We start from the raw sequence: 25,913 nt of genomic DNA on the forward strand, positions 1-25,913 counted from the left end.
ACCCCCTCGATTCAGCGCTTCGAGACCCAGATGGTGGCAGGCGCTGAGGACGCTCCGCCCTCCGCGTCCGGTCCAGCATCCGGGCTGGCCACGTGCAGCGTCCGCCCGAACGCCTCCTCCGTCAGCCGGACCTGAAGCCCCGCCTCGGTGAGGCGGCCGTGTAAGGCGGCGAGGTCGCCGTCGTACTCAAAGCCCAGGCCGGCCCGCGGCGCTCCCTCGGCGGGTCGCACCATCAGCACTCCGCCGTTCTTGGCCGCGAAGTCGGCCGTTTCGTCGTCATCCGGGAAAGGGCGGAAGCGGGCGCCGATATCGCGCAGCGTCTGGGCCGCGGATCCCGGATCCTCGGTGAACCAGACCTCGACGACGGCGAGTCCCGGGTCCGCGTCGGGCGAGGTCGCCCAGGTGCCGTCGGCAGCCCGGGCGGCGGGATCGGCGAGGAAGCTGAAACCGTCGCGGCCGGTGATCCGGCACGACTCGCCGTGGTCCGCCTGGACGAGTTCGGCCGGAACGGTGCCCGATTCCTCGCCGGCCAGGTTGGTGCGCCGGGCAAACTCCGCCAGGTCGCCCACCTCCACGCCGAAAACGGTGGTCCCGTCCTCCGCGGAGCCCGGCGCTGCCTCGTGCAGCGCCAGCCGCCCCGAACCGGCATCAAACTCGCGCCAGGAGCCGTGATCCGCGGTCTTGGCCAGTCCCAGTCCGGTGAGCAGCCGCTCCCAGGAGTCCAGCCGGGACGTGAAATGGACAGGGCGCGAACGCAGCATGTGATTCTCCTGGACGGAAGGAAACGGCGCAGATACGGCCATCATGCCATGACTTGCTTCGGGTGGCACCGGGGGCAGAATGGGTCCATGGCCATTGAACTGGAGGAACTGCTGGTGCCGGACGCTGCCGCGTGGCGGACCTGGCTGGAAGCGAACCACACCGACAGCCCGGGCGTGTGGCTGGTGCTGCATAAGAAAGGCGGCGGCGTCACCGAACTGGACTACGAGGCAGCCCTTCTTGAGGCGCTTTGTTTCGGCTGGATCGACGGCCAGGCCAGGAAACGCGACGCCGAAAGCTCCTTCCAGCGCATGACCCGCCGCGGTCCCAAAAGCCCCTGGTCTGAACGGAACGTGGCGCGGATTGCGCGGCTGGAGGACGCCGGGAGGATGACCGACGCCGGCCGGGCCGCCGTCGGCAGTGCCAAGGCGGACGGCCGCTGGGAAGCCGCGTACGCCGGGCCGGCCACAGCTGAAATGCCGGCGGACCTGACCGCTGCCATCGCCGCCGTTCCAGCGGCCCAGGCCATGTTCGACGTCCTCACCTCCGTGAACCGCTTCGCCCTGATCTACCGGACAAATTCGGCCAAACGGCCGGAAACCCGGAGCAAGCGGATTGCCGGTTTTGTGGACATGCTGGCCCGCGGCGAGACGCCGTATCCGCAGAAAAAACGCCCTGCAGACACTCCGTGACTGCAGCAGGCTGATGGTTCGGATCCCGCCGCCGTTTTAGGGCGGCCCCGCAGAAGCCTGTAGAATTGATGGTTCCGTAGCGCTGGTGCCGTCTCCCGACATGGGGGACGGCACTTGTGCGTTTACCGACCGATTGGCTCAACATGGTCCGCATGTTCCCGAAAATCAGCCCCCGCCTCAGCCTGCGCCGCCCGCTTCCGTGGGTGCTCGCCGCCGCCGTGGCTGTCCTCGCCCTGGTGGTTTCCGTCCTGGTGGTCTCCAACACCAGGACCGGATCCGCGGCCACTGCCCACGGCGTACTGGACGAGGTCTCAGCAGCCCAGGACACCGCCCGCGGGAACCACGGCACCTACGCGTCCCTGTGGCTCAAGGGCAACGACCGGACCCTCGAACAGCGGGCCGGGACGCTCCGCGCCGAGGGCGCCGACGACGTCCGCGTCATCGAGTGCGGCGCCGGCTGGCTGGCCGGGACACGGGTGGACGGGCAGGTCTTCCTCCGCAGCAGCGAGGCACGCGACGCCATCGAACAGGACCCCGCGAAGGTCCGGCTGCCGGACTGCATCAGCGCCGAAGCCCGTGACTCACTGCTGGCAGACCTGGGCGTGCCGCGGGAATGGCCCGAACCGGATGCCGCCCGGCTGGCGGCGCCCGCTGAGGACCCCGGCTATCGGCCCGCCTACCACCTGACCCCCGAGCAGCGTTGGATGAACGATCCGCAGCGGCCGTTTTTCCTCGACGGCGCCTGGCACTATTACTACCTCTACAACGCCGATTACCCCGAAGGGAACGGCACCGAGTGGTTCCACGCCACCAGCACAGACCTCGTCCATTGGAAGGATGAGGGCGTGGCCATCGGGAAGTTCCGGAACGGCCTGGGCGACATCGAAACCGGCACCGCCGTCGTCGACACCGAAGGGACCGCGGGCTTCGGCAAGGGCGCCGTAATCGCCGTCCTCACCCAGCAGGACGCCGGTGTCCAGCGCCAGTCAATGTTCTATTCCACGGATCAGGGCCACACGTTCACCAGCTACGAACAGAACCCCGTCATGGACAACCCGGGGGAGGAGCACTGGCGGGATCCCCGTATCCTCCGCGACGAGGACCACAACCAGTGGGTCATGCTGCTCGCGGAGGGCCACAAAATCGGTTTCTACACGTCCACCGACCTCAAGGCCTGGACGTACGCCTCCAGCTTTGAACGGGACGGGCTGGGCATCCTGGAATGCCCGGATTTCTTCCAGCTGGACGTAGACGGCGATCCCGCCAAACGCACCTGGGTGCTGGCCGCCGGCGCCAACGGTGCCGCGGAAGACCGGACCACGGGAACGGCCTATTGGACCGGATCCTGGGACGGCAAGGCCTTCACAACGTCAAATGAACAGCATCAGTGGCTCGACGCCGGCGCGGACTTCTACGCGGCCGTGACCTGGGACGATCCGCGGCTCACGGACGGGCAGCGCAAAGCATCCCGGCATGCCATCGGCTGGATGAACAACTGGGCGTATGCCCGCCAGCTGCCAACCGAAGGCTGGTACGGCGCCGATTCGGTGGTGCGGGACATCCGGCTGCAGTCCGACGGCGGCCGGCCCACCCTGGTTTCGGTCCCGACGCCGGCCCTCGGGTCCCTGGAGGGACCGCCCGAGCAAGTGCCCGCGCAGGAACTGGACGACGGCGCCGGCGCACCGCTTCCGGTTCCGGAGACCGGGGCCTTTAAAATCGACGTCGAACTTGAGAACAGCGGAGCCGACGCCGAGGCGCGGGTCCAGCTGCAAAACGGCGAAGGGACGTACGCCAGCGTGGGCTACGACTTCCGGAACGGAACCGCGTTTGTGGTCCGGGACGGGGATGCGGCGTCCACGGGCGAGGGCGCGAAACGGTCGGCACGCGCCGAGGCCGCTCCCAACAATGCGCGGGCCGCCGGCAAGACGCAGGAAAAGGTGGACGACGCCTACCGCCAGGTCCGCTCGGTGGCGAGTCCCGCCGTCGACGGAAAAGTGAAGCTGACCATTTATGTTGACCGGTCCTCCGTGGAGGTTTTCGTCAATGGCGGGCAGCGGACCCTGACGTCACTCGTGTTCCCGCAGGAGGGCCCGGCCGGCGCCAGGCTGGCTGGGGTGGGCGGCACCGTTTCACTGACCGCAGCGACGGTCACGCCGCTGGCCGCCACCAGATAGCCGCCACCGGGTAGCGGCCACCCGTCAGCGCAGCCCGCCCAGCGCCTGCGCCAGGACCACGGCCGACGCCGAGGACCACGCCTGGGGGTGGCAGGATGCCGGGTAGGGCACGGCCAGACTCGACTCGGTGGCGGTGACGCCGGCAAAAAGCTCCGGCAGGCGGTACCCGAAAGCAGCCGACGCTGCCAGCAGGCCGTCGGCGAGGGCCTTGGCTTCGGACGTGAAGCCTTCGGCCAGCAGGCCGCGGACGGCAATGGCCGTGTCATGGCTCCAGACCGAACCGCAGTGGTAGCTGAAAGGCCAGAAACCGGCCGCCCGGTGCGAGAGGGTGTGCAGGCCAAACCCGGAAAACAGCTCGGGGCTGAGCAGCCGGGCGGCAACATGGCGGGCTTCGGTCGGGCCGAGGATGCCGGTACCCAGCAGGTGGCCCATGTTGGAGCCGGGGATGTCCAAAGGCGTGCCCCGGCCGTCGAGGGCCATCGCCGGGTAGGGGCCCTGGGCGTCCTCCACCCAAAAGTGCTCACGGAACCGCTGCGCCAGGGCAGCGGCAAAGTCCCGCAACTCACCGGCCCCCGGTTCGCCCAGCGCGTCCAGCAGCTCGGCCATCGAGGTGGCCGCCTGGTGTGCGTACCCCTGCACTTCGGCGAGGGCGATCGGGCCCGCCGCCAGCCGTCCGTCCCGGAACTGCATGGCGTCGCCGGAATCTTTCCAGCCCTGGTTGCTCAGGCCGTGACCGCTGACATCCTGGTATCTGAGGAGCCCGTCGCCGTCTGCCGGGCCGGCGGAGGCGAGCAGGCATTGTGCTGCCCGCTGCGCGGCGGGCAGTAGGGCGCGGACGGCGTCGTCCGCCTTCCCCGTGCGCCACAGCTCGCCCAGCAGGCACAGCCACAGCGAGGTCGAGTCAACGGCACCGTAGTAGACCGGGGGCAGGCGCAGGCCTTCGCTTTCGAGGACCAGTTCCTTGGCCCGCAGTTCATGCAGGATCTTGCCGGGCTCCTCCGCCGAGTCCGGCACTGTGGCCGAGCCCTGGAACTCCGCAAGCGTACGCAGCGTCCCGGTGGCCAGGCCGGCATCCAGGGGCAGCAGGAACCGCGCCGCCCACAGGGAATCCCGGCCAAAGAGCGTGAAATACCAGGGGGCGCCGGCCGCCATGAAGGGCGCATCGGGCAGCCGCCGCGTTGCCATGCGCAGGCCGTCCAGCTCGTCGAGCGAGTTCTTCAGTAGCGTTCGCAGGGGCCCCGCCGGGAGGGCCATGGCGGGAACGGCCAGGGACGACGGCGCGGCGGCCACCACAGCGCTCTCCGTCTCGTCCAGCACGGCCTGCCACTCGGCGTCGAAGGGCCGTCCCCGGCCGGCGGTGCCGTGCCACACGAGGCGCGTGACGTCACCGCGCGCATCGCCCGAAGTCCCGGCCGCAGCGCCGGCCGCCGAGGCGGACGCTCCGCCGTTCCTCCCCGGCGCGGAAACGGAGAGGGTGCGGCCGTCGTTGTGCCAGCGCAGGGAGTGGTCGTCGGCCGGCTCCGGGCGCTGCGGCTTCGCGAACCGGCTGAGGCGGATCGCCGCCATGTCGGTGAAATCGGCGGCCAGGTCCACGGCCAGTTCCAGGTCCAGTGAGTCCAGCGAGGTGCCCACCTTCAGCGAATGGCGGACCACGCCCGGGGTTACGGTCCAGGTCTGGAGGACCTCGACGGCGGGATCGGCCGTGTGCCCTTCGATGCCGCGGATGAGTCCCCGGACGCGGAGGACGCCGCCGGGAGCGGATTCCACCGTGACTTCCTCGGGACTGAAACCGTTGACGGTCACGGTGGCCTGGCACAGCATGCGGGTGTCGCCGTGGAGGAGGCCGCTGAAGCCACCGTCCTGGGCCAGCCGGCCGTTGGCGTCCAGCCAGAGCTGCGTGGGTGCGGCGACGGTGCAGTGCTGGCGGTGGAGGCCGGGCTGAACACTCATGCGCCCCACCTTACGCCCGGCCGACTCCCGCGCTGCGGACCCGTCCGGGCCAGTCGCCGGGCGGAAACCCGGCGGCCGGGCGGCACGCGGCTCCCCGGTGGACTTTCAGTCGTCCAGCGGGAAGGCCACGGCCTCGCCGACCACGCGCAGGCAGAGCTCCATGCCCGGCCGCGCAATGGATGCGTTCCAGTGGCGGATGGTGATGACCTCGCCGCCACCGGGGTAGCGGTGGTCGGCACCGGACGCCAGTTCGGGAGGAACGGCCAGCTTGAGGCGCACGGTGGTCTCGGGGCCGAAGTAGTCGGTATCCACCACCACGCCGCGGATGGGGCCGTCCTCGGCGATGCGGATCTGTTCGGGCCGCAGCATCAGCTGGACACGTCCCTGGGCCGGCGGCCTGCGGACAGGGATGCCGCCCAGGGAACACGTGGCCAGGGAGCCTTCCAGCCAGGCATCCAGGATGACGGCGTCGCCCAGGAACTCGGCGGTGGCCCGGTCCGCCGGACGGGTGTAGACCACAAAAGGGTTGCCGATCTGGGCCAGCTTGCCGCCGCGCATCACGGCGACCTGGTCAGCGAAGGACAGGGCTTCGGCCTGGTCGTGGGTTACCAGGATGGTGGTGACGCCTGCCTGGTTGAGAACCTTGGCCACCGCCCGCCGGGTGGCCACGCGCAGGCCTGCGTCAAGGGCGGAGAAGGGCTCGTCCAGCAGCATCAGCTCAGGTTCGCGGGCCAGGGCGCGGGCCAGGGCAACCCGCTGCTGCTGGCCGCCGGAGAGCTGGTGCGGCCGCCGCTTGGCCATGGCCGGATCCAGGGAGACCATTTCCAGCAGTTCGCTGATCCGGCCCGCCACCGCGCGGCGCCCGCCGTCGAGCTTTCCTGCGTCCAGGCCGAACGCAACGTTCTGGCCTACCGTCAGGTGGGGGAAGAGGGCGCCGTCCTGGGCCACGTACCCCACCTGGCGTTTATGCGCGGGCAGCCAGACGCCGTCGCCCGCCACCTTTGCCCCGTTCAGCGAGATGCTGCCCGTCGCGGGGTGCTCAAAGCCGGCGATGAGCCGCAGCAGGGTGGTCTTGCCGGATCCGGACGGACCCACGATCGCGGTGGTTCCGCCCTTGGCAACGGACAGGTTCACGCCCTTGAGGACGGCCTGGGAGGCGAAATTCTTGGTGACGTCCGTGATCTGCAGGTGGCTGTTGGTGGTGGGCGCCACCGACGCCGCGATCCGCGGTTCCGGGAGCCGGGAAGGGGATTGTTCGGTCACTGTCCGGCCACTTTCTTGGACTGCTGGAAGAGGAGGTAGGTCATGGGGGCGGAGAGCAGGATCATCAGCAGGGCGTAGGGTGCCGCGCCCGCGTAGTCGATCTCGCTGCTTTTGCTCCAGAATTCGGTGGCGAGCGTCCGCGTGCCGTTGGGGGAGAGCAGCAGCGTGGCGGTCAGCTCGTTGGCGATGGCCAGGAACACCAGGGCCGCGCCGCCCGCCGCGGCCGGTGCCGTGAGCCGCAGCGTCACCCTGACGAAGGACAGGAGCGGCGGTTTGCCCAGGGCCTGCGCGGCTTCGTCCAGCTCCTTCGGGGCCTGGGCCAGGCCGGCGCGCAGGTTCACCAGCGCCCGCGGCAGGAACAGCAGGACGTAAGCGGCCACCAGCACCCCGCTCGTCTGGTAGATGCCCGGGACCACCCGGATGCTGACGGTGACGAACGCCAGCCCCACCACGATCCCCGGAAGGGAACTGGTGACGTAATTGGAGAGCTCCAGGGCCTTGCTGAACCACCCGGGGTGCCGCACGGCCAGGTAGGCCATGGGGAACGCGACGGCGGTGGTGGCCAACGCGCCGGCCAGGCCGTACCCGAGGGTGGTCAGGAGGGCCGGCAGGAATTCGTCGGCCGCCCAGATTGCGGTTCCTCCGGCGGTGATCCAGCGCAGGACAAAGAACACCGGCAGCCCGAAGGCCAGGGCCGTCAGTGCCAGCAGGGACAGCTGCGCCGGGACCTGGTACGCGTGCAGCGGCAGGCGCAGGGCCCTGGCCTGGGCTCCGGAGCCGATCCGGGCGTAGCGGGCGGTGCCGCGGCTCCGCACCTCCATAACCAGCAGGACCAGGCAGAAGAACACCAGGACGCTGGCGAGCATGTTCCCCGCCGTGCCGTTGAAGGTGGACTGGTACTGGACCATGATCGCGGTGGTGAAAGTGTCAAAGCGGATCATGGCGAAGGCGCCGTATTCGGCCAGGAGGTGGAGAGATACCAGCAGCGCGCCGCCGGACATGGCGATCCTGAGCTGGGGGAGGACCACCCGGAAGAACACCCGCCAGGCACCGAGCCCCAGCGCGGCGGCGGACTGTTCGATGGCCGGGTCCAGCCGGCTGAGCGTGGCCGCGGCAGGGATGTAGACCAGCGGGAAGTAGGACAGTGTGGCGATCAGCACGCCGGAGCCCAGCCCCTCGAGTGACGGAATGGCGGACACCCAGGCGTAGCTGTTCACAAAGGCCGGGATGGCCAGGGGCGCGGCCAGCAGGACGGCCCAGATCTTGTGCCCGTGCAGTTTGGTGCGTTCCACCAGCCAGGCACCGCCCACCCCCAGGACGAGGCAGAGGGGCACCGTCACCAGCGTCAGCAGCACCGTGTTGAGCAGCAGTTCGCCCACCCGGGGCCGGAAGATCAGGCCGACGGCGGTGTCCCACCCGGTTGCCGCCGTCATGTAGATGACGTACCCCAGTGGGACGAGCGAAAACAGCGCGATCAGCACCGCGAGGATGGACACCGCGGAAACGCCGAAAGGCGGGCGGGGGCTGTTGCCCCGGCCCGCCGTCGTCGTGCTCTTCCTTGAAGGAGGAGCCGATAGATCAGATGTCACAGAATTACAGGAGTCCTGCCTTGGTCATCAGCTCGGTGACCTTTTCGGAGTTCAGCTTGGCCGGATCAACGGTGGGAGCCTGCAGTTCCTTGAGGGGAACCAGCTTCTCGTTGGCCGGAACGTCAGAGGCGATGGCGTACTCGAAGGACGTGCCCTTCTGCAGGACTTCCTGGCCCTTCTTGCCGGTGATGAACTTCAGGAACGACTGGGCCGCCGCAGCGTTCTTGGACGTCTTCAGGACGCCGCCGCCGGAAACGGACACAAACGCGCCCGGATCCTGGTTCTTGAAGTAGTACGGCGTGACGTTCTTGGAGTTTTCGCCGGTCTTGGCCTGGTCGCCGTAGTAGTAGTAGTGGTAGATCAGGGCGGCGTCGACTTCGCCGGCGTTGACTGCCTTCATGGCGGTGCTGTTGCCCTTGTAGGCCTTGAAGTTTTCCTTCATGCCCTTGAGCCATTCCTCGGTGGCGGCCTCGCCCTTGAGTTCCAGCAGTGCGGAGACGATGGCCTGGAAGTCGGCGCCGGACGGTGAAGCGGCCCACTTGCCCTTCCACTCCGGGTTGGCCAGGTCCAGCATGGACTTGGGCAGCTTGTCCTCGGTCAGCTTGGCCTTGTCATAGACCAGGACGGTGGAACGGGCGGCGATGCCTGTCCACTTTCCGGTGGAGGGGCGGAACTCGGCCGGAACCTGCTCAACGGTTGCCTTGTCGACGTCTGCGAACAGTCCGGCGTTTTCCACCTGCGCCATCGCGGGCGAATTCTCGGTGAGGAAAACGTCGGCAGGCGATGCGGCGCCTTCCTGGACGATCTGGTTGGACAGTTCGGTGTCCGACCCCTGGCGCATGGTGACCTTGATGCCGGTCTCGGCCGTGAAGGCGTCGATCCATTCCTTGGTCAGGCTTTCGTGCTGGGCGTTGTAGACCGTGATCTCGCCGGCGGCGGCGGCGCCTGCCGAGGAGGAGCCGGTGGCTGCCGGCGTGGTGCTGCCGCCGCAGGCGGTCAGTCCGAGGGCTGCGGTGGCGGCGAGTGCGATGCCGGCCAGCGCGCTGTTGCGGATCTTCATTGAGGGCTGCTTTCTGGGGAAAAGTCTGCTGGACCGGAGGGTCCGCATGGGCCGGGATCGGGGGGAGTGCCCACCCGAGAAACTGTAGGTTAGCCAAACCTAAGCGTCCAAGCCCACAAGGGCTTAAGTGAGCAGGATCACATCAATTACGGAACTGTTGCATGACTTAATTACCCGGTGGCTGTTGGCGGACTGTCGCGGCCGCTTCCAGCACCATCCATGCCTGGAGCTGGGTGGAGAGTTCGACGGCGGCACCGGGCGGATACGTGTCGGCTGCCGATGTTTCCGGCAGGGACGAAAAGACCAGCTTCCCCGCGTGCCCCGCCAGCGGTTCGGCGTCATTGATGGGGCGGCGGCCGTTCCAGAAGGCGTCCGCAGTGTCCAGGACCAGCCGGGCTGCGGTGGCCCGGACGGCCGCTGGGAGGCGGGCGTCGGCGGAGGCGAGTGCCAGGTAGCGGGCCAGGATCCCGGTGAAGAGTCCGCCGTCGCCCGTTCCGTCACAGCGGAGGACCTGCGTTCCGGGCCTGTCCGGGGATGGGCGGGTCAGGTGCTGTTCCACCGCCTCCACCACCGTGGCTGCGCGGGCCAGGTTTGCCTCACCGCCGAGCTCCAGCAGCGCGCCCAAAACCGGGCCCTGATTATACGTGTACACGGCGCTCTCCACCATGACCTCGCCGGTGCTGCTGATCCGCACGCCGTCCAGGTAGAGGCCCTGGTCCGTGTCGAAGAGCCTGGCATCCAGCCAGTCCAGCAGGTCCTGGGCCTTCGCCGGGCTGCCGGTGCGGGCGTAGTACAGGGCCACGGGCGCGGTGGCGGGGGTGTTCTTGAAGTCCCGCTTTTTGCTCCAGAACGTGCCGCCGCCAAGGTCGTCCGTGGAGGCGGAATCAAACTGCAGGGTGAGGGTCCTGCGGATACGGGCGTTGCGCCGCCGGCCGGGCCTGCGCGTCTCCTCGGCCAGTTTCTCCAGCCGGAGCGTGGACAGGGCCAGCCAGGCCATGTCGTCGTAATAGTTGTTGACGAACGTGAGCAGGTTCCGGAGCCGGATGCCTGTCACCAGCCGCGAAGCCAGCCGTCCTGCGCTGGGGCGGTCCGGTCCGTCAAAGCGGGCAGCGGGTGTGGCGCCGTTGCCCAGTTCGCGGCGGCCGGTGTCCACCAGGCAGTCAACGTAGTGCGCCTGCCACCAGTAATGCCAGGGGCGGAAGAGGTTTTCCACCCGCTTTGACGGCCGCTGGATGGCGGCGATGTGGGTGCCGGGCAGGAAAAACAGCCGCTGCCCGAAGATGGCGGTGACCGAGCGCGCGGCCTCATTGGCCCGGTAGGCGCGGTCGGCCGGCCCGTCGGCGGGCGGAACTTCGGCATCCGGCGGCGTCATGCCCTTCAGCCTAGCCGGGCCGCGGGTCCGCCCGGGTAGGCGGCCGATAGTGCGCCGCGTCACAATTTCAGTTAACATTCACTAACTAATGTTCCCAGTCCGGCGGGTATGCCCGCCGCTCGCATCAAGGAGGATGGATGGACATCAACGGTACTGTCGCGCTGATTACGGGCGGGGCTTCCGGGCTGGGCGCGGCCACGGCCCGGCGCCTGTTCGACGCCGGCGCCTCAGTGGTGCTGATCGACCTGCCGTCCTCCGCGGGCGCGGCGTTTGCCGCCGAGCTGAACGGAGCCGGCGGTTCCGGGGGTGGCGGTGGTGACCGTGCCGGCAGGACCGCCGTCTTTGTCCCCGCGGACGTCACCAGCGAAACAGACGTCCAGGCCGCCGTCGACACCGCCGTCGCCCTCGGGCCGCTGCGAATTGTGGTGAACTGTGCCGGCGTAGCCACGCCCGGCAAGGTGCTGGGGCGTGACGGGGTCCTTCCGCTGGATGCATTCAGCCGGGTGATCCAGGTGAACCTCATCGGCACGTTCAACGTGCTGCGGCTGGCCGCCGCAGCCATGGCCGCCACGGAACCCGCCAGCACGGAACTCGGTGGCCCGGAACGCGGTGTCATCATCAACACGGCGTCAGTCGCCGCCTTCGACGGGCAGATCGGCCAGCCCGCCTACGCAGCCTCCAAGGGCGCCGTCGCCGCCATGACCCTGCCCATCGCGCGGGAACTGGCGCGCTCGCTGGTGCGCGTGGTGACCATCGCCCCTGGCATTTTCGAGACGCCCATGATGGCCGGGCTGCCGCAGGATGCACAGGAATCGCTGGGCCGGCAGGTCCCGCATCCCTCCAGGCTCGGCAAGCCGGCCGAATACGCAAACCTTGTGGCCCACATTGTGGAAAACGCGATGCTCAACGGCGAAACCATCCGGCTGGACGGCGCCATCAGGATGGGCCCGAAATGAGCCTCGCTCCCACGGCCGCGCAGCTGCCCTCGCCTGAGGCCCTTCCCACGGCAGACTTTTTCGACTTCGAAGCGCTCCTCAGCCCTGCCGAACGCAGCAAGCTGGCGGAGCTCCGGGAGCTCCTGGCCACGGAAATCGCCCCCTACGCGACCGACTGGTGGAACAACGCGGAATTCCCGGCCCATATCCTCCCCAAGCTCGCTGCGCTTGAACTGAGCACACCCGCCCAGCGCGGCTACAGCCACCTGTTCGCGGGGCTGGTCATCGCCGAGATGACCCGCGTTGACACGTCCATCGCCACGTTTTTCCTGGTCCACCACGACCTCTTTGTGGAGTCCCTCTACGCCTTCGGTTCGCAGGAACAGAAGGACCGGCTGCTCGCGGACGCATCGGGCCTTCGCACCACGGGTGCGTTCGCGCTCACCGAGCCCGGCCACGGGTCCGACGTCGCCGGCGGCATGGAGACCCGGGCCCGGCGCGTTTCCCGGGCCACCGGACAACCCGACGACGACGGCGACACCTGGGTGCTCAACGGCGCCAAACGCTGGATCGGCAACGGGACGTTCTGCGACTACCTGCTGGTGTGGGCCCGCGACGAGGCGGACGGCGCCGTGCGCGGTTTCATCGTGGATGCCGCACTGCCCGGAGTCAGCCGGAGCCGGATCGAACACAAAATCGCCCTGCGGACCGTCCAGAACGCCGACATTGTCTTCGAGGACGTCCGCGTCGCCGAAGCTGACCGCTTCGCCGGAATCAATGGCTTCGAGGACACCAACCAGCTCCTCAAGGGGTCGCGGATCATGGTGGCCTGGCAGGCGGTGGGGCAGCAGCTGGCGGCGTTCGACGTCGCCCGGCAGTACGCCGTCGAACGCCAGCAGTTCGGCCGGCCGCTGGCGAAGTTCCAGCTCATCCAGCAGCAGCTGGTCACGATGCTGGGCAACGCCGTGGCCAGCATGGGCATGATGGCCCGGCTCGCCCAGCTCCAGGACGACGGCGGCGCGGACATGGCCCAGGTGGCGCTCGCGAAGGCGTACTGCAGCGCCCGGATGCGGGAGACCGTGGCGATGGGCCGGTCCATCCTGGGCGGAAACGGCATCGTCACCGACTACCGGATGGCGAAGATTTTCGCGGACGCCGAGGCCATCTACACCTACGAGGGCTCGTTCGAAATCAACACCCTCATTGTGGGCCGGGCCATCACCGGGGTCTCCGCCATCGTCTGACCCCCGGCCCGCTCACCCCCCGCGAACTGGCAGCTAATACCCTCAAAACGCGATTTTGCGGGTATTACCTGCACGTTCGCGCTCAGTCGGTGAGCATAGGGTCCTTCTCACCGGCTTCGATCCGGTAGTCCAGGCTGTTGTTCTTCACCGGCATGGGGCACGTCCCGTACGGGGTAAACGCGCTGGGGTAGTTGATGGCGCGGTTGAAGTCCAGGACCACCGAGCCATCCGGCCTGGGCCGGGCTGTGGACACCTTCCGCCAGTCGTCGGTGGAGTCGCCGTTGGTCTCGTCGTGGAACGTGACGGTGAGGGCGCCGAGCTTCTCCTCCTCCGCCTGCAGGTGGAACTCGTGGTCCTTGCCGGGCAGCCGGAACACCAGTTCCCCCACGGACCGGTGCACGCCGTCCACCAGCGGGTTTGCCGTGCTGATGGGTACGTCCACCGGCTCGGGATAGGGCCGGAAGCTGGCCTCCACCACCAGGTCCGGCCGGTGTTCGAAGGCGGGTACGCCGTCGAACCCGGTGAAGACCGGCGAGCCGGCGTCCCTGGTGCGGATGGCATACTTCCCGGCACGCATGGCCAGCTCCACCACCACCTGCCTGCCGTCAGCACCGCCAAACTGCACCCACATCAGCGATTCCTCGTCCTGGAGTGCCGCCGTCACCGTGCCGTCAACCGGCTGCCCTGTCTCCACGAACGTCAGTCCGTCCTCCGCGGAGGCGGTGAGTGCCGCCGTCGTACCGTCCGTTGACCACAGGCCAGGGACGAGTTCGACGCCGGCGGGCCGGGTTTCGAGCCACTGGAACGACGTGAGGGTCAGCCAGCCGTGCGGTGCCGCGAGTGCCTTGTTGCGGTTGGCGCGGAAACGCTGCCAGCGTTCCAGCTGGGCGGCGGGTGCGGTGTTCATGGTGCCTCCTGGACGTCGTGGCCCCGGCTACAACCCCGGCGGCCAACGATTCATTCCATCACTGACCGGGCCGTTTGCCTTGCGGCGCGGGCGGAGTAACGTCGGAACCGGAAGCGGCTTCGCGCCACGCCGAAACGGAGGAACCATGAAGATCGCGGTCCTGGGAACGGGCACCGTTGGCCGGGCCCTGGCGGGGGCGCTGGCCGGGCTGGGGCACAGCGTGGTCATGGGCACGCGGGATCCCCAGGCAACGTTCGCGCGGTCCCGCCCGGATGCGATGGGCGCCGCGCCGTTCAGCGAATGGCACGCCGCCAACCAGGAGATTCCGCTGGAAACGTACGCCGACGCGGCCGCCGCCAGCGAGCTGGTGGTCAACGCCACCAACGGGGCCGGTGCCCTGAATGCCTTGGGCCTGGCCGGGTCTGCCAACCTCTCCCGCAAAGTGCTGATGGATGTATCCAACGCGCTCGATTTCTCCCAGGGCAGGCCACCGGTGTTGAACCCGGTCAACACCGACAGCCTCGGCGAAAGGATCCAGCACTCCTTCCCGGATGCCCGCGTGGTCAAGACACTCAATACGATGAACGCAGGCCTGATGGTTGATCCCATGCGGTTGGACGGCGGGGACCACTCGGTGTTTGTGTCAGGCGACGACGCGGAAGCCAAAGCGGTGGTCAGTGGCCTCCTGCAGGAGCTGGGGCACCAGGACATCATCGACCTTGGCGACATCAAGTCCGCCCGCGGCGCCGAAATGATGCTGCCGGTGTGGTTGCGCCTTTCCGGAGCCCTGGGGACCTTTGATTTCAACTTCAAGATCGTGCGCTGAAACACCAGGAACGGCAGTGACACTATCTGAGACGGATTCCCCGGAGGCGGCCCCGTGCGGGTAGCATCTTTAGCTAGTAACGTGGCTCACAGGTATCCAGCGCAGTGTACGAGCCAAGTCCGAACCCTCGAAAGATAGTTTCCATGGCTGACACTGCAATAAATTCTGAAACTGACCTCGCTGCCGAGCTGCGGGCAGACGTCCGGCGCGTCTCCACGCTGCTGGGCGAATCCCTGGTGCGCCAGCACGGGCCCGAGCTCCTGGACCTGGTGGAGCAGGTGCGCCTCCTCACCAAGGAATCCAAGGAAGCCGCCCGCGGCGGCGCGGATGCCACCGGACCGTGGAGCGCGCACGACGTCGTCGCCCAGGTCCGCGAACTGCTCGGCTCCCTGCCGATCGAGCAGGCAACCGACCTCGTGCGGGCGTTTGCCTTCTACTTCCACCTCGCCAACGCGGCCGAGCAGGTCCACCGCGTCCGCGGCCTCCGGACCCGGGCGGAGAAGGACGGCTGGCTCGCGAAGGCGGTATCCGACATCGCCGGCCAGGCCGGACCGGCCGTGCTGCAGGAAGTGGTGAACGGACTCGACGTCCGCCCCATCTTCACCGCCCACCCCACCGAGGCGTCGCGCCGCTCCGTGCTGGACAAGATCCGCAAGCTGTCCGACGTGCTGGCCCAGCCCACCCACGAGGGCACCACCGCCCGCCGCCGGCAGGACCGTCAGCTGGCCGAAATCATTGACCAGATGTGGCAGACGGACGAGCTCCGCCAGGTCCGGCCCACCCCCGTGGACGAGGCCCGCAACGCCATCTACTACCTCGGCAGCATCCTCACCGACGCCATGCCCGAGATGCTCACCGAGCTCTCGGAACTGCTCGGCGAACACGGCGTCACCCTCGCACACCAGAACGCGCCCATCCGCTTCGGTTCCTGGATCGGCGGCGACAGGGACGGCAACCCCAACGTCACGGCGGCCGTCACCCGCGAAATCCTGCAGATCCAGAACCAGCACGCGGTGCGCATCAGCATCGGCATGATCGACGAACTGATCTCCATCCTCTCCAACTCCACCGCGCTCGCCGGCGCCGACAAGGAGCTGCTGGAATCAATCGACGTCGACCTGAAGAAACTCCCGGGCCTGGACCGCCGCGTGCTGGAGCTCAACGCACAGGAGCCCTACCGGCTGAAGCTGACCTGCATCAAGGCCAAGCTGATCAACACGGGCAAGCGTGTGGCCTCCGGCGCCGTGCACGAGCACGGCCGGGACTACAGCGCCACCGACGAACTCCTGGCCGACCTCGAACTGCTGGAACTCTCGCTCCGGAACCACTCGGCGTCGCTCGCTGCCGACGGCGCCCTGGCCCGCGTCCGCCGCGCCGTGGCGTCCTTCGGCCTGCACCTGGCCACCCTCGACATCCGCGAACACGCCGACCACCACCACGACGCCGTCGGCCAGCTGATGGACCGGCTCGGCGGCCCGGGCCTGCGCTACGCGGAACTGAGCCGGGAGGAGCGCTTCGAGGTGCTGGGGTCTGAGCTTGCCTCACGCCGACCGTTGTCCGGGCACCCGATCAAGCTCGACGGCGTGGCCGACGGCACGTACGACGTCTTCCGCGAGATCCGCCGCGCCCTGCGCATCTACGGCCCCGACGTCATCGAGACCTACATCATTTCCATGACCCGCGGCGCGGACGACGTCCTGGCCGCCGCCGTCCTGGCCCGCGAGGCCGGCCTGGTGAACCTGTTCGGTGAGAACCCGCACGCCAAGATCGGGTTCGCCCCGCTGCTGGAAACAGTTGAGGAACTCCGGGCCTCGGCGGAGATCGTGGACCAGCTGCTGTCCGATCCGTCCTACCGCGAACTGGTGCGGCTGCGCGGAGACGTCCAGGAAATCATGCTCGGCTACTCGGACTCCAACAAGGAATCCGGTGTGATGACCAGCCAGTGGGAGATCCATAAGACGCAACGGAAACTCCGCGACGTCGCCGCCAAGCACGGGGTCCGGGTCCGCCTGTTCCACGGCCGCGGCGGTTCCGTGGGCCGGGGCGGCGGACCCACCTACGACGCCATCATGGCCCAGCCCAACGGCGTGCTCGAGGGCGAGATCAAGTTCACCGAACAGGGTGAGGTCATCTCGGACAAGTACTCGCTGCCGGAACTGGCCCGCGAAAACCTTGAGCTGTCCCTCGCGGCCGTGCTGCAGGGTTCGGCCCTGCACCGTGACCCGCGCACGTCCGATGACCAGCGCGAACGGTACGGGCACGTGATGGAGACCATCTCCGACGCCGCCTTTGACCGGTACCGGAAGCTGATCGACGACCCGGACCTGCCCGCATATTTCATGGCCTCGACCCCGGTGGAGCAGCTGGGCTCCCTGAACATCGGCTCCCGCCCGTCCAAGCGCCCGGATTCCGGCGCCGGCCTCGGCGGCCTGCGCGCCATCCCGTGGGTGTTCGGCTGGACCCAGTCGCGGCAGATTGTGCCGGGCTGGTTCGGTGTGGGCTCCGGCCTGAGGGCTGCCCGCGAGGCTGGAAACTCCGCCCAGCTGGTGGAGATGATGGAGAACTGGCACTTCTTCCGCTCGGTCCTCTCGAACGTGGAAATGACGCTGGCCAAGACGGACCTGGATATCGCCGGGTACTACGTGGCCACCCTGGTCCCCGAGGAGCTGCACCACCTCTTCCGTGCCATCCGCGAGGAGTACGACCTCACGGTCTCCGAGATCCAGAACCTGACCGGCGAAAACGTGCTCCTCGACGCCCAGCCCACCCTCAAGCGGTCCCTCGAGATCCGCGACCAGTACCTTGACCCCATCAGCTACCTGCAGGTGGAGCTCCTCCGCCGCGTGCGGGCCGGCCAGGGTGCCGAGGGCGAAACCATCAGCGGTGCCGAGATCGACGAACGCCTCCAGCGGGCCATGCTGATCACCGTCAACGGCGTCGCCGCTGGCCTGCGCAACACCGGCTAAACCCGGTTGCGCTATCACTTGTGGTCCTTCTGAGTCCTGGGAACGACCATAAGTGATAGCGCATCGGGGATTTGGATAAGGTTGACGGCATGCCTTCATTCCAGACCCGCCTGAAAATTACCGGACTGAAGCCTGGCAATCCGCCGGAATCAGTGATGGCGGCCGCCGTCGAGGCACTGGAGACCCGCCACCATGTGGAGTCCAACCAGCTGGAGCTTGCCGGCGGCGTTCCGCAGCTGAACCTCCGCTTCCTGGTGGAGGCCACCGAGTACCACGGTGAGAACCAGCAGGCGCGGGAGTCGGCAGCGATGATGCGCGACGCCGTCGAACGGGTTGCGCTGACAGGTTCGCTGATGGTGCTCCGCCGGAACCGCGGCCGCTGGGCGCCGCTCTAAACTCAGGCGCCGGGGGCTTCAGTCGCCGGGCGCTGGCTCGTCCACGGGGGAGCGGGTGCCGCGCCGCCGGGTCACAATGATGCCGACGACGATGCCGATCAGCAGGCCAAGCACCACGCCGATCAGGGAGCTGGCCCAGAACGGCAGCTTCGTGGTCGACCCCGTGAAATAGCCCAGCCCCACCAGCCAGCACGCCCAAAGGACTGCCCCGAGGCCCGCGCAGAGGCTGAAGCCCCGGACCGAAACATCAGCGATGCCCGCGGCTGCCGACGTCGCCAGCCGTCCGCCGGGGATGAAGCGGGCGCCGATGATGGTCCCGTAGGTGGAGGAGCGGCCGGCTTTGGCGATGCCCGCATGGATGCCGGCGTGGACTTTGCGGCCCCAGGGCCACCGGTCCAGCACATGGCTGAGGCGGCGTTTGAAGAGCTGGAACACCACCATGTCGCCGAGCCAGGAGGCCAGCGCGGACAGTGCACCCACGAGGAAGACGTTGGCCCGGCCGTCGGCGGAGAGGGCTCCGCCGGTAATCACCACCATCTCGGACGGGATGGGCGGGAAGATGGCATCGCCGAGGACCACGGGGATGATCCAGAAGTAGATCGCCGCCCCCCAGCTGTCCGCGTTGCCAAAGTCCATGGCCACAAAGTACCGCACTTTCGGGGCGCGGGACCGTGCGGGGCTTCCCGTTAGTGGCGGTGGCTGAGGTGCCGGGCGGCCAGGTAGTACCAGTAAGGCCAGACGGCCCACGCAGTGGCGCCTACTGCTATTCCGGCGCCTCCGATGCCCCAGCGGAACCATTTCGGTGCCCGCCCGACGACGGCCACGCCAGCCACCGGGAGGGCTGCCATCAGGGCGCCGCCGATGAACTGTCCCAGTTTTGCCAGGTCCCGCGGGTAGCCGCCCGCCTTGTACAGCGCACGGTTGGCCAGCAGGAACCAGGCGGCCTGGACCACCATGGCCCCGACGCTGATGCCGGTGGATGGGGCGAAATCGAGTTTCTTGAAGACCAGCAGGAACGAGCTCGCAGCCCCGGCGCCCGACGCAACAACGACCAGCCATTTGGCCGCCTCGGAGCCGGGCGTCCGGCGAAGGCGCCGGTGGACCTGGACCACCACGGGGATGATCGCCAGGTTGAAGACGCCCCCGGTGGCGTCGTTGATAGTGCCGAAGATATAGGGGCCATCCTTGGGGACTTCGACGGCATACATGGCGCCTAGCGTTGCCACGCCCACGACGCCGAGGCCTGCGGCGGCGTAGGCGAACTTGGCGGCCGTCCGGTCCCCGGGGATCTCGATGAGCGTTTCCATGGGGTCTCCTCACCCTGGCGCGGATACCCACAGGATATTCCCGCTTCCGCCTGTCATCCAGAGGTTTCCGGTGGGACACTGGCGGCATGCGGATCCAGGTTCTCGAGGGCGACATCACCACCCGCTCCGTGGACGCGATCGTGAACGTGGCGAACTCCACGCTGCTGGGCGGCGGGGGAGTGGACGGGGCCATCCACCGGGCTGCCGGGCCCGAACTGCTGGCTGCCTGCCGCGAACTCCGGACCAGGGAACTGCCGCACGGGCTTCCGGTGGGGGCCGCCGTCGCCACCCCCGGTTTCCGGCTCCCGGCGCGCTGGGTCATCCACACCGTGGGACCCAACCGCCACGCCGGGCAGACCAACCCGGCGCTGCTGGTGTCCTGCTTCAGCGAAAGTCTGCGCGTGGCGGATTCGGTGGGGGCCGGTTCGGTTGCTTTCCCGGCGGTGGGTGGCGGGGTCTATGGCTGGCATGGGCGCGACGTCGCCGGAGCAGCGTTCGACGCCGTCCGAGGGTTTGGTGCCTCACACCCGTCCAGCGTGCTGGAATTGGTGGAGTTTGTGCTGTTCGGCCCCGAGATGGAGCAGGCGTTCAGCGCCGTGTTTGAACAGCCTCGCTGAGTTCCAGCCGGCTGCGGTACTCCACGGGCTTCTGGCTGATGGGGTCCACGAACCTGATGCCGCGGGCCAGCAGCTGCAGCGGTTTGGTGTAGTCGTCCGGGGCCTTGTCCAGCAGGTCGGGGTAAAACGCGTCGTTCACGATGCCCAGGCCCAGCGAAGCCATGTGAACCCGGAGCTGGTGCGTTTTCCCGGAGTGCGGCTCCAGCCGGTAGCGCGCCAGCCGGAGCGCCGGACTGGTGACAGGGGCACCTGCGCGAGCGCCGCCGTCGAACGTTTCCAGCCGTTCGATCCGGGTCTCCGCGTTGGGCTCTCCCTCGATCACTTCGGCCAGCAGGTAGCTGCGGGACTTGGTCATCCGGTTCCGCACCACCACCGGGAAATCGACGGCGGGATACCCGGGGGCCGGCTCGGCGGCGGAGATGCACTCGTATTCCTTTTGCACCTGGCGCTTCTCGAAGAGCACCTGGTACCTGCCGCGGGTTTCCGGGTTGGTGGACAGCAGCAGGACGCCGGCGGTCATCCGGTCCAGGCGGTGCATGGGGATCAGGTCGGGCAGGTCCAGCTGGTTCCGGAGCCGGACCAGCGCTGATTCCTGGATATACGTCCCGCCGGGGGTGGTGGGCAGGAAGTGCGGCTTGTCCACTACCAAGAGATGTTCGTCCTGGTGCAGGATGCTGATTTCCACCGGAATGCGGGTCTCCGGCGGCAGGGTGCGGTAGTACCAGATGAAGGTGTGGTCCTCGAGCAGGGTGGCCCGGTCCAACGGGATGCCGCCCTCGCCCACGATCTCGCCGGCGTCGAACCTGTCCTCGATGCCCTGCGGATCGATGTGGCCCCAGCGGTGCATCATGTAGTCCATCGCGGTGTCCCAGGGCCCCTCGTCCGGGAGTCGCAGGCGGGTCGCGTTGACGCCGTCGCGCACGGGGAGGGGGGATTGCATCACCGGTCCATTCTACTTGCCCCGCAAATGGCTGCCCAACCGACGGAAAAAAAGTTCTTGACAATAAAAGTTGTCGGTTGCATGATGGAACCATGTTGGACATCGAAGTGATCGAGGACCCCGCTGCGGCGGAGGCGTCGCTGGACCCGATCCGGACGCGCATCCTCCGGGAGCTCGCCGAACCGGGATCTGCCACGCAGCTTGCCGCCAAGGTGGGCCTGCCGCGGCAGAAGGTCAACTACCACCTCAAAGCCCTGGAGCGGCACGGCCTGGTGGAGCTCGTGGAGGAGCGGCGCAAGGGCAACGTCACCGAACGCGTTCTCCAGGCGACGGCGGCCTCCTACCTGATTTCGCCCGTGGCCCTCGCGTCGGTGGCCCCGGATCCGCATCGGTTCTCGGACCGCTTCTCGGCGTTCTGGCTGCTGGCGCTCGCGGGCCGGATGGTCCAGGAGGTGGGCAAGCTCATCGCCGGGGCCGCCGCCGCAAGGCAGAAGCTCGCCACGTTCGCGATCGACGGCGAAATCACCTTCCGCAGCGCAGCTGACCGGGCCGCCTTTGCCGAGGAGCTCGGCGTCGCCGTCACCCGCCTGGTGGACAAGTATCACGACGGCGGCGGCACACCCGACCCGGGTGGCACCCCGGCGGGCGGCGGACGAAAACACCGGCTCGTCGTCGCGCTTCACCCCGTTCTCAAGACCCCCATCAAATCCCTTTCAGTGAAGGAACAGGACAATGACTGACAAGCGTGAATTCGAGATAGTCGTCGACACCGAACTGCCGGGCACCCCCGAGCGCGTCTGGGAAGCCGTGACCAGCGGTACTCCGGCGTGGATGTTCCCCACGGACCAGTGGCCGGACGTCAAGACCGTGCAGGAGTACCCCGGCCACCTCGTGTCCCGGATGGACGGGCCGGACGGCTGGTTCAACCAGCTGGAGCACGTCCTGGAACCGCTCGACGGCGGCCGCGCCCGGCTGCACTACGTCCACAGCGGCATCTTCGCCGACAACTGGGACGAGCAGTACGACGGCGCCAGCAAGCATACCGGGTTCTATCTCCACACCTTGGGCCAGTACCTCCAGTACTTCGACGGCAAGCCCGTGGTGTTCACGGACATCCAGTCTCCCGCGGCATCGCAGACCCCGGACGGATTTGAGCGGCTGAAGAAGGCGCTGGGCGTGGATGCCGCGGAGCAGGGCGCCGCTGTTGAGCTGGAGCTCGACGGCGTGGGGCGGCTTTCCGGCGAAGTGGACTTCTCCAATGAGAACTTCCTGGGGCTGCGGACGTCGGACGCGATGTACCGGTTCTTCGGCCGCAACGCCTTTGGCGCTCCCGTCGGTATGACCGTGCACGACTTCAGTGGCAGCGGTGACTCGGCCGCAACCGCGGAGGCCTGGGGCGGCTTCCTCGCCAAGGTCTACGCGTAAGGCGGCACCTCAGGCGGCCCAGCCGCGGGCGACGGCGTCGAGGGCGGCGCTGTATACGGCAGCCCAGTCAGCGTCCGGCGGCCCCACCTGCGCCAGTTCCAGGCTGACCAGGCCGTGGACCTGGCCCCAGATGGCGACGGCGACCATCTCCGCGGGTGCCGGCAGTAACGTTCCAGCGGACTGGGCGGCAGCGACTGCGTTGATCAGGGGCACCATGGCGTCGGCGGCGACGTCCGGGGTGGGCTGGCAATCGACGTAGGCGGCCAGGGCGCCACCGAACATCAGCCGGTAGAGGGCCTGGTGCTCCAGCGCCCAGGCCCGGTAGGCCACACCCAGTCCCTGAAGTCCGCCCCCGGCCGCGGCCACCTGTGACTCATGGAATGACCGGAATCCGTCATCCACCACGGCGGTCAGGAGCTGGGATTTGCCGCCGAACAGCGAATAGACGGCGGTAGTGGACGTGTGGGCAGCCGCCGCCACATCCCGCAGCGTCACCCGCGCCGGGCCGTCGCGGTCCACCAGGTCGGCGGTGACGGCCAGCAGCTCCTGCCTCAGGGAATCGGTATGCACTACAGGTCTTGCCATGGGGTCCATTGTTTCATAACATTGTTTCATAACAGTGTTATGCAACAAGGTTATGAAACAAGGAACCCAAGGAGCTCCGATGGCGCAGAAGGTATTTCCGGGCCGCTACACAGCTGACCCCGAACGTGAATCCGTGACGGTCTTCCTGATCGGGATGCGGGCAAACCGGTGGTGGAAGGTCGGAACCGTCGGCAAGGTCGCTGCCGCCATGCCCCGCATGCTTCAGCACCTGGCCGCAGACCCGGCGGCGGGAATGCTCGGCTATGAGCAGTGGTTTGGGCGCACCACCATGCTGCTCAGCTACTGGGAAAGCCCCGAGCACCTGCGGAAGTTCGCCGCGGACCGTGAATCTCCGCATCTGGAACCGTGGCGCCGGTTTATGAAGCAACTCTCGGGGACCGGCGACGTCGGCGTCTGGCATGAGACGTACCAGGTGCCTGCCGCGGGGATCGAGGTTGTCTACAACGGTATGCCGGAGTTCGGGCTGGCCAAGGCCACGGCGCATGTCCCGGTCGGTGCCGGAACCAATACGGCAAAGCAGCGGATGGGCGGGGCGGCAGGGCGGGCCGGCGCCGGCTCCCGAAAGGGCCCGGTGTCCTAACGGGCCCGGTGTGTCACGCGATGGCCACGGCGGGCGCGTTCTTGAGTGTCCGGCGGAGCTGCGGGGCTGCGTCGAGCCTGTCCTGGGCTGAGCGCAGGGCCAGAACCGCGGTTTCCAGCTGCTCCGGCGGCAGGGTGAACGGCACCCGGAGGTAACGTTCAAAGGCCCCGCCGATCCCGAACCGTGGCCCCGCTGCCAGCCGGATGCCGAAGTCGGGGGCGATGACAGTCAGGGCCGTGCTCACCGGCGCGGGCAGCCTGCACCAGACCGACAGGCCTCCGGCCGGACGCCCCGTTTCCCACTCCGGGAGGTGTCCGGCGAGCAGTTCCAGCAGGGCAGCGCGGTTGTCCCGGAGGGCGGTAAGCCGTGCGGGGAGCGGCTCGTCCAGGGCGCGGACGAGATGGGCCGCCGCCAGTTGTTCCATGACCGGTCCGCCCAGGTCCAGGGACGTCCGCGCCGCCGCAAAGCGCTGGATCATGGCTTCGGAGGCGCGGATCCAGCCTGTCCGGAGCCCGCCCCAGTGGGACTTGCTGAGCGAGCCGATGGTCACCACCGCGGGACTGAAGGCTGCGACGGGAGTGGTCTCGGCGCCGTCGAGGTTCAGCTCACGGAGCGTCTCGTCAACCACCAGGACCGTTCCGGCGGCAGCGGCCGCCCGGACCAGCTGGCGGCGCTGGGCATCGGGCATCAGCTGCCCGGTGGGATTGTGGAAGTCCGGCACCACATAGGCAACCTTGGGACGTTGCTGCATCATGGCGGTCCGCAGCGCGTGCATGTCCCACACCAAGGCGGGCGGGCCGCCGTCGGCATGGGTGCCGTGGGCGGCAGTGAACGCGACCGGGATGGCCCGGCAGCCGGCCCCACGGATGGCATCGAGCGCGTTCGGGTAGCTCGGGTGTTCCACCAGCACCCTGTCCTGCCGGCCTGCCAGGGCCCGGATGATGATGTTCAGGGCGTGCTGTGCTCCCGATGTCACCAGGATCTGTTCGGCGGTAGTGGGCGCGCCGGCGGCCGTGTAACGTGCCGCCACCGCCTCACGCAGGGGGAGCAGGCCCATGGCGTCGTACCCGAATCCGGGCAGCAGCGCCGGAAGCTCGGTCAGGGCCGCCGCGAACGCGCGGTGCACCACCTCGCCGCTGGCGGGCAATGACGCGTACGCGAGGTCGATCAGCCCCGCCGGCGCCGCAAGCCCGGGGGCCGCAAGCCCCGGCGCGGCGACGGCGGGTGCCCCGGATCCGCCCGTGGCCGCGAGGCCCAGGCCGGTCAGGACGGTGGTGCCCAGCGGTGTCACGCGCGGAATCCGGGTCCGGCCCCTGCTGCCTTGTCCGCTGCTCAGGAACCCTTGCTCCCGGAGGTGGCCGTATGCCGCGGTCACGGTGGTCCGGCTGACGCCGAGCGCCTCAGACAGTGCCCGCTCGCTGGGCAGGGCGGTGTCCAGGGCCACCCGGCCGTCCAGGACCAGGAGGCGTACGACGTCGGCAAGCTCACGGTAGGCGGGCGCGGCGCCGAGGTTCCATGCGCCCAGGAGCCGGGCCAGTGCGGAGGCGTTCAGTGATGCGGACATAAAAGCCAGTATCTCAAACTGGCTATGTAATTCAATGCCAGTTCTCTGCCAGAGTTGTCGTTATGTTGACCCGCAGACTCCTCCAGCTCTTTATCGGCCTCGCCATGTACGGCATCTCCCTGGCCATGTTCATCCGCGCCGGCCTCGGCCTGGACCCCTGGGATGTGTTCCATCAGGGTGTGGCCGGCAGGACCGGACTGAGCATCGGTGTGGTGGTCATCATTGTGAGCTTCCTGGTGCTGCTCCTCTGGATCCCGTTGCGGCAGTGGCCTGGCTTCGGCACGCTCTGCAACGCCGTGCTGGTAGGCGTCTTCGCGGACATCGGCTTGGCCCTGATCCCGTCGTTCTCGCACCTGGGAGGCCAGATCGGCATGCTCACCGGCGCCGTGGTGCTCAACGGCATCGCGTCCGCCTGCTACATCGGCGCACGGTTCGGTCCGGGCGCCAGGGACGGCCTGATGACAGGACTGGCGCGGCGCACCGGCTGGTCCGTCCGGGTGTCCCGCACCCTGATCGAAGTGGTCGTGCTGGGAGTGGGCTGGCTGCTGGGCGGTTCCGTGGGTGTTGGCACGGTGGTCTATGCGCTTGCCATCGGACCGCTGGTCCAGCTGCTGCTCCCGCGGTTTATGGTGCCCGCCAAACTGCCTGCGGAAGAGGCCATCGGTAAGCCGGGCAACCACGGGCCGGCCGCCGTCGAACCCTCTCTGGAGGAACCGCTGGCCCGGAACGCCTAGGACAACGA

At 68.3% G+C, this 25,913-nt stretch carries 24 protein-coding genes; 12 read left to right on the forward strand and 12 right to left on the reverse strand.

Features of this window, described 5'->3' with window-relative positions:
• Window positions 1–11: 11 nt before the first annotated feature.
• Window positions 12–761 (reverse strand): VOC family protein, encoded by a 750-nt coding sequence (locus EYS21_RS12480; protein WP_131133520.1) that lies wholly within the window; start codon window positions 759–761, stop codon window positions 12–14.
• Between the two features lie 87 nt (window positions 762–848).
• Here EYS21_RS12480 and EYS21_RS12485 point away from each other — a divergent pair, with 87 nt between their 5' ends.
• Together EYS21_RS12485 and EYS21_RS12490 are read left to right on the forward strand one after the other, a co-directional pair.
• Window positions 849–1,451, forward strand: coding sequence for a YdeI/OmpD-associated family protein (locus EYS21_RS12485; protein ID WP_131133521.1), 603 nt, complete (start codon window positions 849–851; stop codon window positions 1,449–1,451).
• Between the two features lie 152 nt (window positions 1,452–1,603).
• Window positions 1,604–3,625, forward strand: coding sequence for a glycoside hydrolase family 32 protein (locus tag EYS21_RS12490; protein ID WP_131133522.1), 2,022 nt, complete (start codon window positions 1,604–1,606; stop codon window positions 3,623–3,625).
• Between the two features lie 24 nt (window positions 3,626–3,649).
• Here the strand turns inward: EYS21_RS12490 and EYS21_RS12495 are convergent, their stop codons facing one another.
• The 5 genes from EYS21_RS12495 to EYS21_RS12515 all read right to left on the reverse strand — a co-directional run bounded on the left by EYS21_RS12495 (window position 3,650) and on the right by EYS21_RS12515 (window position 10,859).
• Entirely contained in the window at window positions 3,650–5,575 is a 1,926-nt protein-coding gene (locus tag EYS21_RS12495; protein ID WP_131133523.1) for a glycogen debranching N-terminal domain-containing protein, read from the reverse strand.
• Between the two features lie 105 nt (window positions 5,576–5,680).
• Window positions 5,681–6,838: an ABC transporter ATP-binding protein gene (locus tag EYS21_RS12500; RefSeq protein ID WP_207307752.1), complete on the reverse strand. Its 1,158-nt coding sequence runs from the start codon at window positions 6,836–6,838 to the stop codon at window positions 5,681–5,683.
• Window positions 6,835–8,427 (reverse strand): iron ABC transporter permease, encoded by a 1,593-nt coding sequence (locus tag EYS21_RS12505; RefSeq protein ID WP_207307753.1) that lies wholly within the window; start codon window positions 8,425–8,427, stop codon window positions 6,835–6,837. The genes EYS21_RS12500 and EYS21_RS12505 overlap by 4 nt, the downstream gene beginning before the upstream one ends.
• A gap of 4 nt (window positions 8,428–8,431) precedes the next feature.
• Entirely contained in the window at window positions 8,432–9,487 is a 1,056-nt protein-coding gene (locus EYS21_RS12510) for an iron ABC transporter substrate-binding protein (protein ID WP_131133525.1), read from the reverse strand.
• 166 nt (window positions 9,488–9,653) lie between these two features.
• Window positions 9,654–10,859: a glycoside hydrolase family 76 protein gene (locus EYS21_RS12515; protein WP_131133526.1), complete on the reverse strand. Its 1,206-nt coding sequence runs from the start codon at window positions 10,857–10,859 to the stop codon at window positions 9,654–9,656.
• 137 nt (window positions 10,860–10,996) lie between these two features.
• On the opposite strand from EYS21_RS12515, the gene EYS21_RS12520 reads away from it, so the two are divergent.
• Window positions 10,997–11,815, forward strand: coding sequence for an SDR family NAD(P)-dependent oxidoreductase (locus EYS21_RS12520; protein WP_131133527.1), 819 nt, complete (start codon window positions 10,997–10,999; stop codon window positions 11,813–11,815).
• Window positions 11,812–13,038, forward strand: coding sequence for an acyl-CoA dehydrogenase family protein (locus tag EYS21_RS12525; RefSeq protein WP_131133528.1), 1,227 nt, complete (start codon window positions 11,812–11,814; stop codon window positions 13,036–13,038). Before EYS21_RS12520 ends, EYS21_RS12525 begins: the two co-directional genes overlap by 4 nt.
• Window positions 13,039–13,120: 82 nt before the next feature.
• Here the strand turns inward: EYS21_RS12525 and EYS21_RS12530 are convergent, their stop codons facing one another.
• Window positions 13,121–13,945 (reverse strand): DUF1684 domain-containing protein, encoded by an 825-nt coding sequence (locus EYS21_RS12530; protein WP_131133529.1) that lies wholly within the window; start codon window positions 13,943–13,945, stop codon window positions 13,121–13,123.
• A 145-nt stretch (window positions 13,946–14,090) separates the two neighbouring features.
• Here EYS21_RS12530 and EYS21_RS12535 point away from each other — a divergent pair, with 145 nt between their 5' ends.
• The 3 genes from EYS21_RS12535 (at window position 14,091) to EYS21_RS12545 (ending at window position 18,132) form a co-directional block, all read left to right on the forward strand.
• A complete protein-coding gene (locus EYS21_RS12535; RefSeq protein WP_131133530.1) occupies window positions 14,091–14,771 on the forward strand; it encodes an NAD(P)-binding domain-containing protein in 681 nt (226 codons plus the stop codon).
• Between the two features lie 143 nt (window positions 14,772–14,914).
• Window positions 14,915–17,737: a phosphoenolpyruvate carboxylase gene (ppc, locus tag EYS21_RS12540; RefSeq protein WP_131133531.1), complete on the forward strand. Its 2,823-nt coding sequence runs from the start codon at window positions 14,915–14,917 to the stop codon at window positions 17,735–17,737.
• A gap of 89 nt (window positions 17,738–17,826) precedes the next feature.
• A complete protein-coding gene (locus tag EYS21_RS12545) occupies window positions 17,827–18,132 on the forward strand; it encodes a hypothetical protein (RefSeq protein WP_131133532.1) in 306 nt (101 codons plus the stop codon).
• A gap of 18 nt (window positions 18,133–18,150) precedes the next feature.
• Here the strand turns inward: EYS21_RS12545 and EYS21_RS12550 are convergent, their stop codons facing one another.
• Window positions 18,151–18,768: a VTT domain-containing protein gene (locus EYS21_RS12550; RefSeq protein WP_131133533.1), complete on the reverse strand. Its 618-nt coding sequence runs from the start codon at window positions 18,766–18,768 to the stop codon at window positions 18,151–18,153.
• A gap of 50 nt (window positions 18,769–18,818) precedes the next feature.
• Window positions 18,819–19,439: a hypothetical protein gene (locus EYS21_RS12555; protein ID WP_131133534.1), complete on the reverse strand. Its 621-nt coding sequence runs from the start codon at window positions 19,437–19,439 to the stop codon at window positions 18,819–18,821.
• Between the two features lie 86 nt (window positions 19,440–19,525).
• Between EYS21_RS12555 and EYS21_RS12560 the strand changes: the two genes are divergently transcribed.
• Window positions 19,526–20,056 carry an O-acetyl-ADP-ribose deacetylase gene (locus tag EYS21_RS12560; RefSeq protein ID WP_131133535.1) on the forward strand — a complete coding sequence of 177 codons (531 nt, stop codon included), beginning with the start codon at window positions 19,526–19,528 and terminating at the stop codon, window positions 20,054–20,056.
• On the opposite strand, the gene EYS21_RS12565 is transcribed toward EYS21_RS12560, so the two are convergent.
• Window positions 20,028–20,996: an RluA family pseudouridine synthase gene (locus EYS21_RS12565; protein ID WP_131133637.1), complete on the reverse strand. Its 969-nt coding sequence runs from the start codon at window positions 20,994–20,996 to the stop codon at window positions 20,028–20,030. The genes EYS21_RS12560 and EYS21_RS12565 overlap by 29 nt on opposite strands.
• A gap of 92 nt (window positions 20,997–21,088) precedes the next feature.
• Here EYS21_RS12565 and EYS21_RS12570 point away from each other — a divergent pair, with 92 nt between their 5' ends.
• Window positions 21,089–21,736 carry a helix-turn-helix domain-containing protein gene (locus tag EYS21_RS12570; RefSeq protein WP_131133536.1) on the forward strand — a complete coding sequence of 216 codons (648 nt, stop codon included), beginning with the start codon at window positions 21,089–21,091 and terminating at the stop codon, window positions 21,734–21,736.
• Window positions 21,729–22,421: an SRPBCC domain-containing protein gene (locus EYS21_RS12575; protein ID WP_131133537.1), complete on the forward strand. Its 693-nt coding sequence runs from the start codon at window positions 21,729–21,731 to the stop codon at window positions 22,419–22,421. Before EYS21_RS12570 ends, EYS21_RS12575 begins: the two co-directional genes overlap by 8 nt.
• Before the next feature lie 9 nt (window positions 22,422–22,430).
• On the opposite strand, the gene EYS21_RS12580 is transcribed toward EYS21_RS12575, so the two are convergent.
• Complete coding sequence (locus EYS21_RS12580) at window positions 22,431–23,006, reverse strand: TetR-like C-terminal domain-containing protein (protein WP_242633403.1); 576 nt, start codon at window positions 23,004–23,006, stop codon at window positions 22,431–22,433.
• 79 nt (window positions 23,007–23,085) lie between these two features.
• On the opposite strand from EYS21_RS12580, the gene EYS21_RS12585 reads away from it, so the two are divergent.
• A complete protein-coding gene (locus EYS21_RS12585) occupies window positions 23,086–23,607 on the forward strand; it encodes a DUF4188 domain-containing protein (RefSeq protein WP_131133538.1) in 522 nt (173 codons plus the stop codon).
• A gap of 13 nt (window positions 23,608–23,620) precedes the next feature.
• Here EYS21_RS12585 and EYS21_RS12590 read toward each other — a convergent pair whose 3' ends face one another.
• On the reverse strand, window positions 23,621–25,171 hold the full coding sequence (locus EYS21_RS12590; protein WP_131133539.1) for a PLP-dependent aminotransferase family protein: 1,551 nt from the start codon (window positions 25,169–25,171) through the stop codon (window positions 23,621–23,623).
• 62 nt (window positions 25,172–25,233) lie between these two features.
• On the opposite strand from EYS21_RS12590, the gene EYS21_RS12595 reads away from it, so the two are divergent.
• Entirely contained in the window at window positions 25,234–25,905 is a 672-nt protein-coding gene (locus tag EYS21_RS12595; RefSeq protein WP_242633404.1) for a hypothetical protein, read from the forward strand.
• Window positions 25,906–25,913 lie beyond the last annotated feature (8 nt).

Origin of the sequence: Arthrobacter sp. S39 (genome assembly GCF_004320525.1) — a bacterium.
Lineage (GTDB): Bacteria > Actinomycetota > Actinomycetes > Actinomycetales > Micrococcaceae > Arthrobacter.

Coding starts and splice junctions, on each gene's coding strand:
- EYS21_RS12480 (WP_131133520.1), bottom strand. CDS start 761: ATGCTGCGTTCGCGCCCTGTCCATTTCACGTCCCGGCTGGACTCCTGG.
- EYS21_RS12485 (WP_131133521.1), top strand. CDS start 849: ATGGCCATTGAACTGGAGGAACTGCTGGTGCCGGACGCTGCCGCGTGG.
- EYS21_RS12490 (WP_131133522.1), top strand. CDS start 1,604: ATGTTCCCGAAAATCAGCCCCCGCCTCAGCCTGCGCCGCCCGCTTCCG.
- EYS21_RS12495 (WP_131133523.1), bottom strand. CDS start 5,575: ATGAGTGTTCAGCCCGGCCTCCACCGCCAGCACTGCACCGTCGCCGCA.
- EYS21_RS12510 (WP_131133525.1), bottom strand. CDS start 9,487: ATGAAGATCCGCAACAGCGCGCTGGCCGGCATCGCACTCGCCGCCACC.
- EYS21_RS12515 (WP_131133526.1), bottom strand. CDS start 10,859: ATGACGCCGCCGGATGCCGAAGTTCCGCCCGCCGACGGGCCGGCCGAC.
- EYS21_RS12520 (WP_131133527.1), top strand. CDS start 10,997: ATGGACATCAACGGTACTGTCGCGCTGATTACGGGCGGGGCTTCCGGG.
- EYS21_RS12525 (WP_131133528.1), top strand. CDS start 11,812: ATGAGCCTCGCTCCCACGGCCGCGCAGCTGCCCTCGCCTGAGGCCCTT.
- EYS21_RS12530 (WP_131133529.1), bottom strand. CDS start 13,945: ATGAACACCGCACCCGCCGCCCAGCTGGAACGCTGGCAGCGTTTCCGC.
- EYS21_RS12535 (WP_131133530.1), top strand. CDS start 14,091: ATGAAGATCGCGGTCCTGGGAACGGGCACCGTTGGCCGGGCCCTGGCG.
- ppc (WP_131133531.1), top strand. CDS start 14,915: ATGGCTGACACTGCAATAAATTCTGAAACTGACCTCGCTGCCGAGCTG.
- EYS21_RS12545 (WP_131133532.1), top strand. CDS start 17,827: ATGCCTTCATTCCAGACCCGCCTGAAAATTACCGGACTGAAGCCTGGC.
- EYS21_RS12550 (WP_131133533.1), bottom strand. CDS start 18,768: ATGGACTTTGGCAACGCGGACAGCTGGGGGGCGGCGATCTACTTCTGG.
- EYS21_RS12555 (WP_131133534.1), bottom strand. CDS start 19,439: ATGGAAACGCTCATCGAGATCCCCGGGGACCGGACGGCCGCCAAGTTC.
- EYS21_RS12560 (WP_131133535.1), top strand. CDS start 19,526: ATGCGGATCCAGGTTCTCGAGGGCGACATCACCACCCGCTCCGTGGAC.
- EYS21_RS12565 (WP_131133637.1), bottom strand. CDS start 20,996: ATGCAATCCCCCCTCCCCGTGCGCGACGGCGTCAACGCGACCCGCCTG.
- EYS21_RS12570 (WP_131133536.1), top strand. CDS start 21,089: ATGTTGGACATCGAAGTGATCGAGGACCCCGCTGCGGCGGAGGCGTCG.
- EYS21_RS12575 (WP_131133537.1), top strand. CDS start 21,729: ATGACTGACAAGCGTGAATTCGAGATAGTCGTCGACACCGAACTGCCG.
- EYS21_RS12580 (WP_242633403.1), bottom strand. CDS start 23,006: ATGGCAAGACCTGTAGTGCATACCGATTCCCTGAGGCAGGAGCTGCTG.
- EYS21_RS12585 (WP_131133538.1), top strand. CDS start 23,086: ATGGCGCAGAAGGTATTTCCGGGCCGCTACACAGCTGACCCCGAACGT.
- EYS21_RS12590 (WP_131133539.1), bottom strand. CDS start 25,171: ATGTCCGCATCACTGAACGCCTCCGCACTGGCCCGGCTCCTGGGCGCA.
- EYS21_RS12595 (WP_242633404.1), top strand. CDS start 25,234: ATGTTGACCCGCAGACTCCTCCAGCTCTTTATCGGCCTCGCCATGTAC.